The following is a 15,802-nucleotide window of genomic DNA, read 5'->3' on the forward strand; positions in this document are numbered from 1 at the left end:
TAAAATTAAGCCTGTTAATAAATTAAATTTATTAGTGTGGCTTTTTATTATTTTTATATAATTCATTAGCAAACAATATTAATTAAAAACAAATTAAATATGTTAAGGAGAGATTTAAGTGTCAGAGTTAGATTTCTTATTTAATGAAGAAAAAGTAGAACAATTTATTAAAGAAGCAAAAAAAGATGAACAAATGAAAAAATATAATAAATCTTTTAATGATTTAAATGAAATTTTAAAACAATATTATAATTGTTTAGATAGATATAATGCTTTTATAAATTCAAACAATAATAGACAATTAAATTTAAAAAATAAAATAAAAAAATGATTTTTGTCAAAAAATATTCAATTTTTAAAAACAAAAAGAAGTTTAGCAGAAAAAAAATTACGATTAGCTGAACATAATATTTATTGGAAAATATTATCCTTATATTTTGATGATAATTCTTTAAATGGTAAAAGATTATATTTTTATGAATATGAACAATGAAAAAAGATATTTATTGAATTTGCTAATATAAAAATGAATGAATTACAAGGATTTGATTTAGAAAATATTAAAATAATAACTAATACAGTACAAACTTTATTTTTAGATGTATTTCGTGATGAAACTTTTCAAAACAAACATGAATTGGAAGTTATAAAAGTAAAAAATTTAATGGAAAAATTTATTTATGAAACAATTAATAGTAAAGAAATATTAAGTTTTCAAGTAGCGTTTGCCAATCATAAATTAGTTAATGAACAATATAACAATCTAAAAGATAATCAAGAGTCAGTTCTAAAAGAAATTAATTTAAAAATAAAAGTTATTACAGATAAAATAGAAAAAAACAATATGAAGCTACAAAAAATAAAAAACATATGATTTTATAAAATTTGAAAATGTAGACAGTTAAAGAAAAGTAACAAAAATTGAGAAATTAAATTAGGTGAAAAGATTGCAGAAAAAGAATTTTTTTTAAAAAAATTTAAAAATCTTTATACTAAATCACTAGATCAGTCAACACTTAAAAAAGCAGAATTGGATTTATCTGCTAAACTATTAGCATTTTATTTAGAACAAAACAAATCTAAAAATTTAAAATTTTCTGAATATGAAGTGTGAAAAGTCGAATTTATTGCTACATGTGAAAAAGTAATTAAAAATCTTGAATTTAATAGTTTAAAAATAGAGTTAATTACTAATTTTGCAGTAACTTTATTTAAAGATGTTTTAAAAAATATTGAACTTCAAAAAAAATACGAAATTAAAGTTATTAATGATGATAATGATTTATCATCTCAATTAGATTCTGATACATGTCTTGTTTCTGAAAGTGGTATTAGTGAATGAAGTGATAGTTTTGGTGAAAGTATTAATATTGATATGAATATTAACTTTCATTCTCCTAAACAAACAGTTGTAGCATAAGTTATTAATAAAATAAATTATTAAAATTATAGATATTGAATTTTATAAAACATAAATAAATTATCGGATTAAATAGTGGGTTATAAGAGATATATTTGAACTAATGGAAAGAATGATAAAAATGGATATTAAACTTATAAACAAATGAGAAGTAATAATTAAATTGATAATATATTCACAGGCAATAAGAGAATATCAAGAGTATTTTAATATTTTACAAGAATTAGAAAAAGAACGTATAACTAGATTAGAAGATCTTGAAAATAAAAAACAAGAAATAATAGAAAAAATAAATAATAAACAATTGGTAATTCCAATTATTACTGCATTATTAAATTGTTGAAGAAGAAATAAAATTCAAGATTTTGATTTTTTGATTAAAAAATTGAAAGTTAAAACTCCTCATAATAATATGAGAAAAGTATGACGTAATGTTTGAAAAGAAATATTAACTTATTATTGTGATGGTGATTTAACTAAGACAATTAATTCCGAAGAGTTTAAAGAATGACAGGATAAATTTATCGAAAATTGTGAATCATTAATTGAAAAATGAAAAGGTAAAGAAAAATATAAATTGATATTAGATACTTGTAAAAAATTATGTGAGATTGTCAAAAGTTTAGTAAATGATGTATGTAGTGATCATGAATTTCAAAGAAGTGAATCATTAAATATTATTGGTAATAATATATTTTTACAAGCAAATATTGCTAAAGAAAATGGGTCTACTGATTTATCAAATAATAATTGAAAAGAAGAAATTAGAAGAGACTCAAATCACTTAATGCCAAAAACTGAAAAACCTTGTTGAAGAAGATATGTAATTAGAAGATAATTAGTAAAAAAATAAATATATATTTAAATAAATTAAAAAATAAGTTTTAACCCCTTGTTATTTTTTACTTTTATATGCTATTATTGTATAGGTAACGGCTCGGTAGCTCAGTTGGTAGAGCATTCGCCTGAAGAGCGAAGTGTCAGTGGTTCGAATCCGCTTCGAGCCACCATTATTTAAAATATAGGCAATTAAGCCTTTTTTTTAATTATTTTTCTTAGATTTAGGTTTAAGTTAAAATTTTAGGTATAATAGTGTCATTAGCAATTTTAAACAATTAATAATTCTAGAAAGAAGGGTATTAGTGTCTAAAATTTTAGTTTTAAATAATGCGAAAATAATTAGCATTAAGAAAATAATAAATAATGGTTTTTTAGTAATTAAAGATAATTTAATTTTCCAAATTAATGAAGGAAAGTATAATTATGAATTTCAAGATGCTCAGGTTATTGAATGTCATAATCAAACAATAATACCTGGTTTTATTGATTTACATGTACATGGAGGTTATGGCTATAGTTTAATGGATGGTACCATTGAATCAATTAATAATTTTGCAAAATTAGTTCCAAAAGAGGGAGTAACAAAGTTTTGTTATGCAACAGTTACTGCCAGTAAAAAAGAAATTGATAATATTCTTTCAGTATTTGCTAAGTATATGAAAACAGAAAATAAAGGTAACAAGGCACGAATTATTGGTGCATATTTAGAAGGACCTTTTATCTCAGAATTACAAAAAGGAGCACATACTCCGTCATTACTTCATGTTCCTGATCTTAATTTAGTAAAATCTTGAAATATAATTAGTAACAAAAATTTAAAATTTATTGTTTATGCTCCTGAGATAGATCCTAATTTAAATAATAAAAATTCAAATTTTATTTCTTCATTAATTAAAAATAATATTATTCCTAGTGTTGGTCATAGTAATGCTACTTTTAAAGAAATAACTAAAACTATTGAATATGGTTTAACGCATATTACCCATCTTTATAATGCAATGAGTCCCTATAATCATCGCGATCCTGGTGTTGTTTCAGCATCATTATATTATGATCAATTAGTTACTGAGTTAATTTGTGATGGAATTCATGTTGATATTGATATTTTAGCAATAACATATAAAATTAAAGGTGCCGATGGAATTTGTATGATTACTGATGCCATGAGTGCAAAGGGACAGCCTGATGGTAAGTATTTATTGGGACCATTACCTGTCATTAAAAGTAATAATAAGGTTACTGTTGAAGCAACCGGAAAATTGGCAGGCAGCATTGCAACAATGATTGCTGGTTTTAAAAATTTATTAAAAATTACTAATAATAATTGACAAGATTGCATCAAAATGGCCTCTTATAATAGTGCTAAACAAGTAGGAATTGCAAATAAAACGGGTGATATTGTTATTGGTAAATTAGCAGATATTATTGTATTAACTAAGAATAATGATATTTTTTTAACAATATGCGAAGGAAAAATTGCGTATCAACAAGAATAAGTAAGTAATGTAAGGGGTTTTTAAATTATGAAATTAATTATTTTAAAAGATAAAACTGAGGTTGCTCAATTATTAAGTAAAATTATTATTGATATTATTAAAGTTAAACCAAATGCTATTTTAGGATTAGCAACAGGAAGTAGTCCAATTGAAACATATAATTTATTAATAGCAGATGCAAAAAATAACAAAAGAGATTGATCAAAAGTTGTAACATTTAATTTAGATGAATATGTTGGTTTAACTCCAGATCATGTAAAAAGTTATCGTTATTTTATGAATCATCAATTATTTAATCATATTAAAAGTCTTAATTTAAAAAATACGTATGTTCCTAAAGGTATTGGTGATTTAGACCAAAATGTGGAAGAATATGAAAAATTATTAAAAGAAAAAGGACCAATTGATTTACAAATATTGGGTTTAGGTACTAATGGTCATATTGCTTTTAATGAACCAGGTACTCTTGCAAGTAGTAAAACACATGTTGTTAATTTAACTAAAGAAACAATTGAAGCTAATAAAAGATTTTTTTCTAAAGTTGAAGATGTACCAACCAAAGCTGTTACGATGGGCATTCATACTATTTTACAAGCTAAATTGATTGTTTTAATTGCTACAGGAACTAATAAAGCACAAGCTATTCGAGAGTTAGTTGAAGGTAAAGTTTCTCCAAATTATCCATGTACTTTTTTACAAAATCATGATGATGTTACAATTATTATTGATGAAGAAGCAGCAGCATTATTAAAACCAACTATATCAAAAAAAAATTAACTTAAAGGAGAAACAAATGGAACGTAAAAAGATTATTATTGGAAATTGAAAAATGTATAAAAATATAGAAGAAACTCAATTTTTTTTAAATGAATTTAATAAATTAATAAAAACTAAAAATATTAAATATGATTATGGAATAGCAGCTAGTTTTACTAATTTACCCTTATTAAAAATGAACAAAACTTCTACTTTAATTATTGCAGCTCAAAATTGTCATTATGAAACCGAAGGTGCATATACTGGTGAAATTTCAATTAAGATGCTAAAAGATATGATGGTTAGTCATGTTATTATTGGTCATTCTGAACGCAGAATGTATTTTAATGAAGTAGATGAAACAATAAATAAAAAAATACATTCACTATTTAATGCTAATATTATACCAATTTTATGTTGTGGTGAAACTTTAAACCAATATGAAAATAAAGAAACTAATGAAGTAATTAAAAATCAAATTAAGTTAGCATTAAAAAATATTAAAACAGAAAATATTGCTAAGTTAGTAATTGCCTATGAGCCAATATGAGCAATTGGTACTGGTAAAACAGCAACAGCTCAACAAGCCCAAACGGTTTGTAAAATGATTCGTGAATTTATTAGTGAATTATATAATAAAAATGTTGCAGAACAAGTACGTATTCAGTATGGTGGTTCAGTAAAACCCGATAATATTAAATTAATACTTTCTGAACCCGACATTGATGGTGCATTAGTTGGAGGTGCTTCATTAGTACCACAATCTTTTTTTGATTTACTAATTTAACTCTATTTAAATTACTAATAAAAATAAGGAGTTAACTAAACATGGAATTATCAAAGATACAAATTAAAAGTATGTGAACAAAACTAACAAAAAAAATTAAACATCGTGCCTTTCCGGCAACCACTTTTGTCAATGCTTTTAGGAATAAGTCAGAAATTTTAGCATTGTTTAGTAAAAATGGTGAAGACACTAATCAATTAGAACAAATTGGCTTTATTATTTGTACTAAAACTATTTTTGCTCCTAGTAGTGATAGTATTGTTAGTGACAAAGGTATTATTACTAATGAATATTTTACTGGTGAAGTAATTGATGTTAATAATACTCTTATTCCTAATACTTATATTCATTTAGTTAAGGTTAATAGTGGACCAATCGTTATTAACGATATTCCATTGTATTTAACTATCAATGAAAGTCATCATCAATCATTAGTTAATAATAAAATTGGTGCTAAATTATTTACAAATAGTTTGATGAAACAATTAAATTATAAAACTTCTAATTTTAGTTCTATTTCTATTACTGAACAAAATTTTATTGTTGCTCTTAATAATTTAAAGATAAATAGAAAACAAATATTGCAAAGTGAATTTATCATTAATTCTTTATTAGAACAAAAATTATCATTAGAACAGTTAATTTTATTGCAAAATAAAAAAGAATATAGTTATTTAAAAAAATTTAATGAAGTTGAATTACAAGAAATTATTAATTTGCAAAAAATAGCAGTTGTTGCTATTAAAACTAATAAAGATCAGCGAAAAATAACATTAATAGCAGGTAATAAACAACGAATTGAAAACTTTTTTATTAATGCTAAAAAACCAATCATTATTGCTATTAATGCTATTAATAAAAAAATTAGAGCAATTAATCAGCCCGAAAATATTCAACCAATAGCACCGATAACTAATATTACTAATTATCAAGATTTATGACAATTACAAAAAATTCATAAAGAACTATTGAAGTCATTTTCAAAATGGCGGATAGTATCTCAAGATATATTAGAAAATTTATCACAGACTTTTGCTTATGGTTATTATTCAGAAGTCATTGATAATTTGAAAATTACTCATTATTCTTTTAATAATGATTTATTAGATTATAATTTAATGGAAATTAAAGGACACAATTTATTAGCTAATAGTAGTAATACTATTTTATTTCTTTCTAATAATATTAGTGATAATCCTAGTATGGTTATTTTATTAAGTGAAGATTTAAAATCAATTTGTGATTTAAAAACAATAATTACTAAAATTACTAAAAAGCAATCTATTAAAATAGTCTTTAAAAAAGATATTGTTATTTTGAGTACTGTTCATTATGAATGTATTACTGATTTTATTACTAAAATGATTACTATTTTTAAATCTGATAATTTTAAACATCAGTTACAAGTTATTAAATAAAATATGAGGTGAAATTTATGAAAACAAAACAACCAATATTACTATGTATTTTAGATGGTTTTGGTATTGCAAAATCTAGTTCAACTAATGCTATTAGTTCTGCAACAAAACCTAATTTGGATTATTTATTAAAAACTTATCCGCATACTGAAGTTTCAGCTTCTGGCCTTGCAGTTGGTTTACCAGAAGGACAAATGGGCAACTCTGAAGTTGGACATTTACAAATTGGTGCCGGTAGAGTAATTTATCAGTCATTAACATTAATTAATAAGTCAATAAATGATAAAACATTTTTTAAAAATGAAACAATATTGTCAGCAATTAATCATGCCAAAAAGAATAATAGTAATGTTCATATTATTGGTTTACTAAGTGATGGTGGAGTACATGCTCATATTAATCATATTTTAGCATTATTAGAAATTGCTAAACAACAAAATTTTAAGAATGTTTATGTTCATGCTATTTTAGATGGTCGTGATACAAAAGCTGATATTTCTAAAATTTATATTGAACAGTTATTAAAAACTATGAAACAATTAGGCATTGGTATGCTTGCTACTATTTCAGGAAGATATTATGCTATGGATCGCGATAAACGTTGAGATCGTTTAAAAATAGCATATGATGTAATAGTTAATCATGAAGGTGCTTCATTTATTGATCCTATTGCTTATGTTAATGCAGAATATAGTGCTGGTCGTAATGATGAATTTATTATGCCTGCTTATAATTCTGAAATTAATAATGGTAATATTAGGAATAACGATAGCATTATTTTTGCTAATTTCCGTCCTGATCGTGCAATTCAATTAGCATCAGCATTAACAAATAATAAATATGATTTTAATATTAGTATGAAAATACCAACATTAAAAAATACTTTTTTTATTTCAATGATGGAATATGCTAAAAGTGTTAAACCACAAGGTGTTATTTTTCCACCTATATCAATGCTTGATGCTTTAGGGGAATGATTAAGTAAAAATCAATATCATCAATTACGAATTGCTGAAACTGAAAAATATGCACACGTAACTTATTTTTTTGATGGTGGTGTTGATGTTGAATATCCACTATCAACAAGAATTTTAATTCCTTCACCAAAAGTAGCAACTTATGACTTAAAACCAGAAATGAGTGCTCGCGAAATTACTACTCGTTTAGAAATTTCACTTTCTAAAAACATATATGATGTTATGGTTTTAAATTTTGCTAATCCTGATATGGTTGGTCATACTGGTGTTTTAAATGCTGCCATTGATGCAATTGATGTTATTGATGAATGTATTGGAAAATTGTATCAAGCAATGAAAAAAGTGAATGGTATTTTAATGATTACTGCTGATCACGGTAATGCTGAAATCATGATTGATAAAGAGGGTAATCCTAATAAAAAACATACATCGCAACCAGTACCATTTATTATTTGTAAAACAGGATTAAAATTAAAATCAGGTGGTTGCTTAGCAAATATTGCTCCAACGCTATTAGACGTTTTGGGTTTAGTTAAACCAACTGTTATGACCAGTGAGTCTTTAATTATTAAATAAAAATATATTGATTTTTCTTTTTATTGATAAGTGCTTGTTTTAAGAATATAAAAGTATTAAAATATAGGCATATGAATTAAATATAGTGTTTCCCCTTTTATTTTTTTAAATAAATATAAGGGGTTTATTATATTTAGTTCCTATATTATTTTAGAAATCTATACATTTATTAAAAATTATGGAGGTAAAGTATGCCATTATCAGAAACAGTAGAATATCAATATCGAGAACTTAATGACTTTCTACAAAAATCATTAAGTTCTAAAAAAGATGAATCATCACCCAATATAACTTTAAATAGTTTGGAAGTTAAGATTGATGATATAAAAACACAATTAGATAGTAGTTTAAAAGAATATATTATTGAACTTGTATATGTAGATGAAAAGGGACGTTTAGTAAAAAATACTAATGATGAAAATGTTAGTATTATTCAACAACCACCTTTAGCAATTAATAGTGATCAATTACAACAACTAGTAATAGTAAAAGAAAAATTAGATAGTTCTCTAGTACATTTATATCGAACTAAAAAAGAAAATGATAAGATTATTCTTGAATATTTAGGTAAAAAAGAATTACCGGCATTATTATTAAAAACTCAATCAGAATCCAATAATTTAAATAATGAAGAATATAAAGAAGAGTTAGATGATCTTAATGTTAATATTATAAAAAGATCTGAAGAGCCTATGAAATTATCATTTGCTGAAAATGGAACGTGTTATTTATTTATTGATAATAAAAATAAAACAATTGTTCCTGTAGATGTAAATGATGCTAAGGAATTTAAAAACTTTGTAGCCAAAAAATGTCCTCGTAATGGTAGTATAAATATTGAAGTTGATAAAAATGGAAAGATTTTGTTTGCATATATTATTGATAACCAGACTCATAAGAGGAAAGATATAAAAATTGATGAAAAATTAATTGATACTCTTGAAAGAGTAATTAGTACAGCCTCTTCTTTACATTCACAACATTTACAAAATAATTCTGTTGCACCTAAAAAAGAAGTACAAAGTAATAATTTTTTTCCTGCAAAGGAAATTAATGGTACTGAAGCACCATCAAAACCAGTAGAACAAAATGTTAAGTCAGTTTTATCTACACCAACACCATAAATGTAATAATTAAAGGAGAAAATATAAAAATGCCACTAATGGAAAATTTTAAATGATTTACAAACATTATGAGAAGTATATATCAATCAGAAATAAGTGATGTTGAAGATATTGCTATTGAAGTAGAGGATGACCTATATTCAAAAAAGAATACACTTAATATTTTGAAGAATTCTTCTTTCAATATTAATCCATTAAAAGTAAAAAAAATAGTTAGTTTAAATCAAGATGGAAAATTTGTTGTTGATAGTGGTTCATTAGTTAATACTATATTTATTAGTGATGAATCATTAATTCAAAATGATCAAAGTATATTTAAAAAAGACCAATTAGTTTTCGTTGAGGATGAAACTGACAATACTAAAATTAAAGTATATAAAATTTTATTTGATGAATCTGAAGGTGAAATAAGACCTGAATTAGGATTATTAGGAAGTATAAATTTATTAAAATTTAATGAAATTTTTATAAATTCTGGACTGTTTAAAGAAAATGATGTTTTAATTAATCAAAAGATTAAAAGTTTATTAGATACTCCACAGTTGCAAAATCCATTTGAACAACCAAACCCAGTTTGAGATGTGGAATACTATAAAATTAATGATTATTCTTCAAATAGTACAATGATCGAAGATTTTAAAAAACATTTAAATTTAGTGAATGTTGAAAAAGACTATTTTATTTATTGTCAAGGAAATGAAATTTTTATTAAAAATGTTACTGATCCAAATGATACTTTTATAATCTCAACAACTGCTCAAAGTATTACTGATAATGATATTTTTTATTTAAATAAAAAGATTAACGAAAATGGAGAAATTTTTTGAGAAACCTATAAAATAACAAAAAAACCTGTTCTAGGACGATTATATGATAATGTAAAATATCAAGCACATAAAGTTAAATTTTTAACCGACCAGCAATTTGATGATTTAAAAGCATTAAGTACTCCTCCAGAATTAGGATTTACTATAGAACCAACAAATAATATTGGATTAGCATCTGTTATTAAAGCAGAACAAGAAGAAATTGATTTAGATGCTATGCTTTTTTACTTATTGTACCAGAAGTATTACCAGAAGATTTACCTGAACCTTTACCGATTACAAATAATATCACTGAAACATTACAAAATAATAGCATAGAAGGTTTGTATAGTTTAGTAATAGAAGATGGTAAAATAAAAATATCAGATGCTAAATCAGATCCAGAAAATGTAATTTTTGAACAAGAACTTTCTCTGGATAATAAAAAAATATGAAATGATATAGAAGTTGCTAGTAAGTATCAAAAAGTATACTTTGCAAAAAACCCAAGTAATAATTTAGTAGAAAAATGAGTAGTTATTGCTGATCAAAATCAACTACAATGTATTGGAACACTTTCTTTATTAGAGTTAAGAAAAAGTTTTGCAAATAATAATTTATTTCCTAATGGATTAAAGGGTATTCACTGTGGAGAAAATGGATCACAAGTTAAAGTGGCAAGAGCTGCTGCTGAACAGGTAATATCACCAAAACCATCAGCTACAAAATTATCTCCAGTTATCGTTAAAAATGTTATTAATTTAAAATGAGATGATAGTAGAGAATTATGAGATTTAAACATAACAACTGATGAGCAAACATTGGATAAAAAATTAAAATTAGAAAAAGATGAAAATGATATTTTGAAAATTTAATAGATAAAAATAATAATGCAAATACTGTTATTTTATTTAATAAGTATGATGGAAAATTTTTAAGAGTATATTATTTTGATGAAAATAATAAAAAAGTAAATTGCTCTAATAAGTTAAGTGATGAAGATAAAGAACAACTTAGTATCATAAATCAGAAAGCAAAAGTAAGAGTATCAGAAACAAGAACAGTAAGACCAATACCTGATTTAAAATCAAACTTATTTTCAAAAAATATTAAAACTTTTAATTTTAATATTTTTAATGGAAAATGGTATGTTTTATGTAATGATGAACTTGGAATTCCATTAAAAGCAGAAGTGAAACTTAGTCCTGAACAAATTCGTGCATTATCATATTTAACTAAAAATGAAGTTGATTTTTCTTTAACTTTTGATAAAGATGATAATTTTAAAAGTATAAGTTATATCTTTTATAGAGATGAAGTAAAACAAAATGTAACTATTAACAGAAAAGATTTATCTAATGGTAATAATTTTAATCAAAAAACGATTGAAACTGATGAATTAATGAAAGCAATAATTACTGCTCTTAATAATCCTGAAAGTTTAATACCAGAGGATGATGGAGTAACTCCAAAACCATGAAATAGTGATACTGCTGCTAAAGTTAATGATACATCATCACCAAGTAGTACAACTCAACATTCACAACAACAACAAATGTAATTAAATCATCATTATTTTAGAAGCACAAATAAAAAATATTTGTGCTTTTTTGATTCTAAACAATATTTTTTTCTGTATAATAATTAGTGAAATATTAAAGAAAGAAGGAATTAACAAATATGTCTTGCATTATTGATATTAGAGCACTACAAGTAATAGACTCAAGAGGAAATCCAACTATTCAAGTTGAATGTTGAACTGAAGATGGTGGATACGGGATTGCTTTAGTGCCATCAGGTGCTTCAACAGGTACTAGAGAAGCTTTAGAACTACGAGACAAAGATACTAAAGTTTATGGTGGACTTGGTGTTATGAAAGCTATTAAAAATATTAATGAAAATATTGCCGAAGCCATTATTGGTTTGGAAGTTACTAATCAAAGATTAATTGATCAAACAATGATTAAGTTAGATGGAACAGAAAATAAAACAAAATTAGGTGCCAATGCTATTTTAGGGGTATCATTAGCAGTTGCTAAAGCTGCCGCTGATGAATTATATGTGCCCTTATATACATACTTAGGTGGTACTAATGCTTGTCAGTTGCCAGTCCCAATGTTAAATGTAATTAATGGTGGTGCTCATGCTGATAATAATATTGATTTTCAAGAATTTTTAATAATGCCAGTTGGTGCTAAAACATTTTCAAAGGCAATCCAAATGGCTGCTGAAACTTTTCATGCTTTAAAAAGTATTTTAAAAGGTAAGGGTTTAGTTACTGCAGTTGGTGATGAAGGTGGTTTTGCTCCTAATTTAAAATCAACTGAAGAAGCATTAGATTTAATTGTCGAAGCTATTAAAAAAGCGGGTTACACTCCAAATAAAGATATAAAAATTGCTATGGACTGTGCATCATCAGAGATTTATAAAAATGGTAAATATGTTTTTGGCAATAAAGATGGTAAAAGTAAAAATACTGAAAAATTATTAACTTCAGCGCAACTAGTAGATTATTTAGTTGATTTAACTAAAAAATATCCAATTATTTCAATTGAAGATGGTTTGGCTGAAGGTGATTGAGAAGGATTTAAATTATTATTAGAAAAATCAGAAGGTAAATTCCAAGTTGTTGGTGATGATTTATTCGTTACTAATCCAAAAATTATTAAAGAAGGAATTATTAAAAACGTTGCTAATTCAGTATTAATTAAACTAAATCAAATTGGAACATTAACTGAAACTATGGAGGCTATTGAAATGTGTCAAAAAGCTGGGTGAACAGCAGTAGTATCTCATCGTTCTGGGGAAACTGAAGATACAACGATTGCTGACTTAGCAGTAGCTTTTAATACTGGACAAATTAAAACAGGTTCAATGTCAAGAACTGATCGTGTTGCAAAATATAATCGTTTATTAACAATTGAAGCCGATTTAGCAGATCAAGCTAAATTTTTAGGTGACGATGTATTTTATAATATTAATTAATTAAAATCATATTTTATGGTTAAATTTACTGATATCCTTTTTAATTTTAAACAAATTATAATAATTATCACTAAAATAATGTAATTAGAAGAGAGGATGACTAAATATGCAAGAATTAAATAAAAGAAGAATTGGAATCTTAACTTCTGGTGGTGATTCACCAGGTATGAATAATGTTATTAATGCAGTATATAAGACTTTTCGTGGTATAAATCATGAAAATAGTAAAATTGCTACTGCTGATAAAAGACCATTTGAATTAGTTTTAATAAAAAATGGTTATAAAGGAATAATGACAAATGACATTCACGTTATTGATAACAATTGAGCAAATTTAATTGATCTAGGAACTGAGATGGGGGGAACAATCATTGGGTCTGCTCGTTTTAGAGAATTTGAGCAAGAAGAAACTCGTAAAAAATGTATTGAAATTTTAAAATCTAAAAAAATTGAAGGTTTAATTGCTATTGGTGGTGATGGCACATATAATGGTTTGCAAAAATTAAGTAATGAAGCAGCTATTCAATGTGTGGGTATTCCAGGTACTATTGATAATGATATTAGTTCAAGTGAGTTTACTATTGGTTTTGATACCGCTCTTAATACAATTGTTGAAAATCTTGATAAAATTCGTCAAACTGCTAATTCTCACGGAAGAATTATGATTGTTGAAGTAATGGGTCGTAATTGTGGTGATCTTGCTCTTCACAGTGCTGCTGCTGCAAATTGTGATTTAGTTGCAACTAAAGATTTAGGAATTGGAGAACAGTCATTGATTGATATTATTAAACAGTTGTACACTAAAAAACAACGTCGTTCATTAGTAATAGTAGTAACTGAACGTCAATATGATGTTAATAAAATAGCTAAAATCATTGAAAAGGATACTGATTGTGAAACAAGAGCAGTAATATTGGGTCAAATTCAACGTGGGGGAACACCAAGTGCATTTGATCGTTATTTAGCAACAATGATGGGTATTTTTGCTGCTGAAAGATTTGCAAATAGTAATAAATCTAGTATTTGTATTGGATTGCAAGATAATAAATTAGTAGCTATTGAAATTCAAGATGCATTAAACACACCTTCAATAAATAAAAATAACGTTGCTAATAAAATTTTACGTTTGTCAGGAGTTATTTTTAAAAAAAATACTTAATAAAAAGAGGTGAATAATTTGATATCAATTATAAAAAGAACTAAATGTGTAACTACTTTAGGACCTGCTTCAAATTCTGCTGATGTTATTAAACAACTAATAGAAAATGGCTCAATTTGTGGGCGTTTAAATTTTTCTCATGGTACTGATGATGAACATTTAGCAAGGGTTTTAATGATTAGAGAAGTATCTAAACAATTAAATGTACCAGTTGCTATTATGTTAGATACTAGAGGTCCGGAAGTTAGAACACATACCTTTACAAAAGGTAGTGTAGAAATCAAAAAAAATGAAATTATTACGATAATTGATAATAAAGAGATTATTGGTACTGCGGATAAGTTTTCTGTAAATTATGGTAATTTAGCAAAAGATATTAAAGTTAATGATAATTTACTAGTAGATGATGGTAAATTAACATTAAAGGTTACAGCGGTTAAAGACCATACTGTTATTTGTCAAGCTTTAAATACACATACTATTAAAGATCGTCGTGCTATTAATATTCCAAATGTTAAATTGTCTTTACCTTTTATTTCTGAAAAAGATAGAGCAGATTTAATTTTTGGTTGTCAGCAAAAAGTAGATTATGTTGCTGCATCATTTGTTTGTTCAGCAGCTGATATTAAAGAAATCCGCAAAGTTTTAGATGATAATGATGGTAAACATATTCAAATCATTGCTAAAATTGAATCACAATTAGCAGTTAATAATTTTGATGAAATTTTAAAAGAATCAGATGCTATTATGGTTGCTCGTGGTGATTTAGGAGTTGAAATTCCTTTTGAAAAAGTTCCTTTTTTAGAACGTGAATGAATTAAAAAATGTCGTACTGTTAACAAACCGATAATTGTTGCTACGCAAATGCTAGATTCAATGATAGATAACCCTCATCCAACACGTGCTGAAGTTACTGATGTTTGGGTTGCTATGGATTGGGGAGCAACATGTACAATGTTATCGGGTGAATCTGCTAATGGTAACTATCCTGTGTTATCAATTGCAACAATGAGTAAAATTCTTGTTGATGCTGAAAGTCATCAAGAACAGAGTAAAATTGCTACTGATTTATTGCATACAAAAGATCAATTGGTTGCTAAAACTATTAAAAAAATTATTGAAGAAAAACCACAATATTTAATTACTAATAGTCAAGATAGTAATTATATTAGAACTATTGCTAATGCTCATTTGCCAGTTTATATAATTCCTATTGTTAATAATGTTATTGATTATAATAAATTTGCAATAAACTTTGGAATTTATACTTTTTTAGCAACTGAAGGAATTCCAGTAGAATTAAGTAATTCTTCGCAATTAGTTAAAAGCATTAGTAGCACTTATATAATCCCTACTAAATCAAAAGTATTAGTAGTAGATATTAATAATAATACTAATCCTTTTACAACTTTTATTGTTAAATAACCTAGTACTACTGAGGTAAATTAGAAAAGGAAT

The 15,802-nt window shown here is 25.4% G+C and carries 14 protein-coding genes and 1 tRNA gene; all 15 read left to right on the top strand.

The window, feature by feature from the left end; translation table 4 throughout:
• Positions 1 to 118: 118 nt before the first annotated feature.
• The 15 genes from AACL11_RS04340 to pyk all read left to right on the top strand — a co-directional run bounded on the left by AACL11_RS04340 (position 119) and on the right by pyk (position 15,769).
• The gene (locus AACL11_RS04340) at positions 119 to 1,420 is read left to right on the top strand and encodes a hypothetical protein (RefSeq protein WP_338988285.1); all 1,302 of its coding nucleotides are present in this window, start codon (positions 119 to 121) and stop codon (positions 1,418 to 1,420) included.
• A 121-nt stretch (positions 1,421 to 1,541) separates the two neighbouring features.
• Positions 1,542 to 2,258, top strand: coding sequence for a hypothetical protein (locus AACL11_RS04345; RefSeq protein ID WP_338988286.1), 717 nt, complete (start codon positions 1,542 to 1,544; stop codon positions 2,256 to 2,258).
• 96 nt (positions 2,259 to 2,354) lie between these two features.
• Positions 2,355 to 2,430, top strand: a tRNA-Phe gene (locus AACL11_RS04350).
• 132 nt (positions 2,431 to 2,562) lie between these two features.
• A complete protein-coding gene (gene nagA / locus AACL11_RS04355) occupies positions 2,563 to 3,756 on the top strand; it encodes an N-acetylglucosamine-6-phosphate deacetylase (protein WP_338988287.1) in 1,194 nt (397 codons plus the stop codon).
• Between the two features lie 27 nt (positions 3,757 to 3,783).
• Positions 3,784 to 4,533 (top strand): glucosamine-6-phosphate deaminase, encoded by a 750-nt coding sequence (gene nagB, locus AACL11_RS04360; RefSeq protein ID WP_252319509.1) that lies wholly within the window; start codon positions 3,784 to 3,786, stop codon positions 4,531 to 4,533.
• Positions 4,534 to 4,549: 16 nt separating this feature from the next.
• The gene (gene tpiA / locus AACL11_RS04365; protein WP_338988289.1) at positions 4,550 to 5,299 is read left to right on the top strand and encodes a triose-phosphate isomerase; all 750 of its coding nucleotides are present in this window, start codon (positions 4,550 to 4,552) and stop codon (positions 5,297 to 5,299) included.
• A 41-nt stretch (positions 5,300 to 5,340) separates the two neighbouring features.
• On the top strand, positions 5,341 to 6,717 hold the full coding sequence (locus AACL11_RS04370) for a hypothetical protein (protein WP_338988290.1): 1,377 nt from the start codon (positions 5,341 to 5,343) through the stop codon (positions 6,715 to 6,717).
• Positions 6,718 to 6,734: 17 nt separating this feature from the next.
• Positions 6,735 to 8,270, top strand: a complete 1,536-nt coding sequence (gene gpmI / locus AACL11_RS04375; protein ID WP_338988291.1) for a 2,3-bisphosphoglycerate-independent phosphoglycerate mutase — start codon at positions 6,735 to 6,737, stop codon at positions 8,268 to 8,270.
• 191 nt (positions 8,271 to 8,461) lie between these two features.
• Positions 8,462 to 9,394 (top strand): hypothetical protein, encoded by a 933-nt coding sequence (locus AACL11_RS04380; protein ID WP_338988292.1) that lies wholly within the window; start codon positions 8,462 to 8,464, stop codon positions 9,392 to 9,394.
• A 29-nt stretch (positions 9,395 to 9,423) separates the two neighbouring features.
• On the top strand, positions 9,424 to 10,539 hold the full coding sequence (locus AACL11_RS04385; RefSeq protein WP_338988293.1) for a hypothetical protein: 1,116 nt from the start codon (positions 9,424 to 9,426) through the stop codon (positions 10,537 to 10,539).
• Positions 10,540 to 10,544: 5 nt separating this feature from the next.
• Positions 10,545 to 11,075, top strand: coding sequence for a hypothetical protein (locus AACL11_RS04390; RefSeq protein ID WP_338988294.1), 531 nt, complete (start codon positions 10,545 to 10,547; stop codon positions 11,073 to 11,075).
• A gap of 317 nt (positions 11,076 to 11,392) precedes the next feature.
• Positions 11,393 to 11,761, top strand: coding sequence for a hypothetical protein (locus tag AACL11_RS04395; protein ID WP_338988295.1), 369 nt, complete (start codon positions 11,393 to 11,395; stop codon positions 11,759 to 11,761).
• 119 nt (positions 11,762 to 11,880) lie between these two features.
• Complete coding sequence (gene eno / locus AACL11_RS04400; protein WP_338957874.1) at positions 11,881 to 13,185, top strand: phosphopyruvate hydratase; 1,305 nt, start codon at positions 11,881 to 11,883, stop codon at positions 13,183 to 13,185.
• A gap of 106 nt (positions 13,186 to 13,291) precedes the next feature.
• Positions 13,292 to 14,344 (top strand): ATP-dependent 6-phosphofructokinase, encoded by a 1,053-nt coding sequence (locus tag AACL11_RS04405; protein ID WP_252319488.1) that lies wholly within the window; start codon positions 13,292 to 13,294, stop codon positions 14,342 to 14,344.
• 18 nt (positions 14,345 to 14,362) lie between these two features.
• Positions 14,363 to 15,769: a pyruvate kinase gene (gene pyk, locus AACL11_RS04410; RefSeq protein WP_338988296.1), complete on the top strand. Its 1,407-nt coding sequence runs from the start codon at positions 14,363 to 14,365 to the stop codon at positions 15,767 to 15,769.
• Positions 15,770 to 15,802 lie beyond the last annotated feature (33 nt).

The organism is Spiroplasma endosymbiont of Dasysyrphus albostriatus (genome assembly GCF_964019495.1).
Lineage (GTDB): Bacteria > Bacillota_I > Bacilli_A > Mycoplasmatales > VBWQ01 > Spiroplasma_E.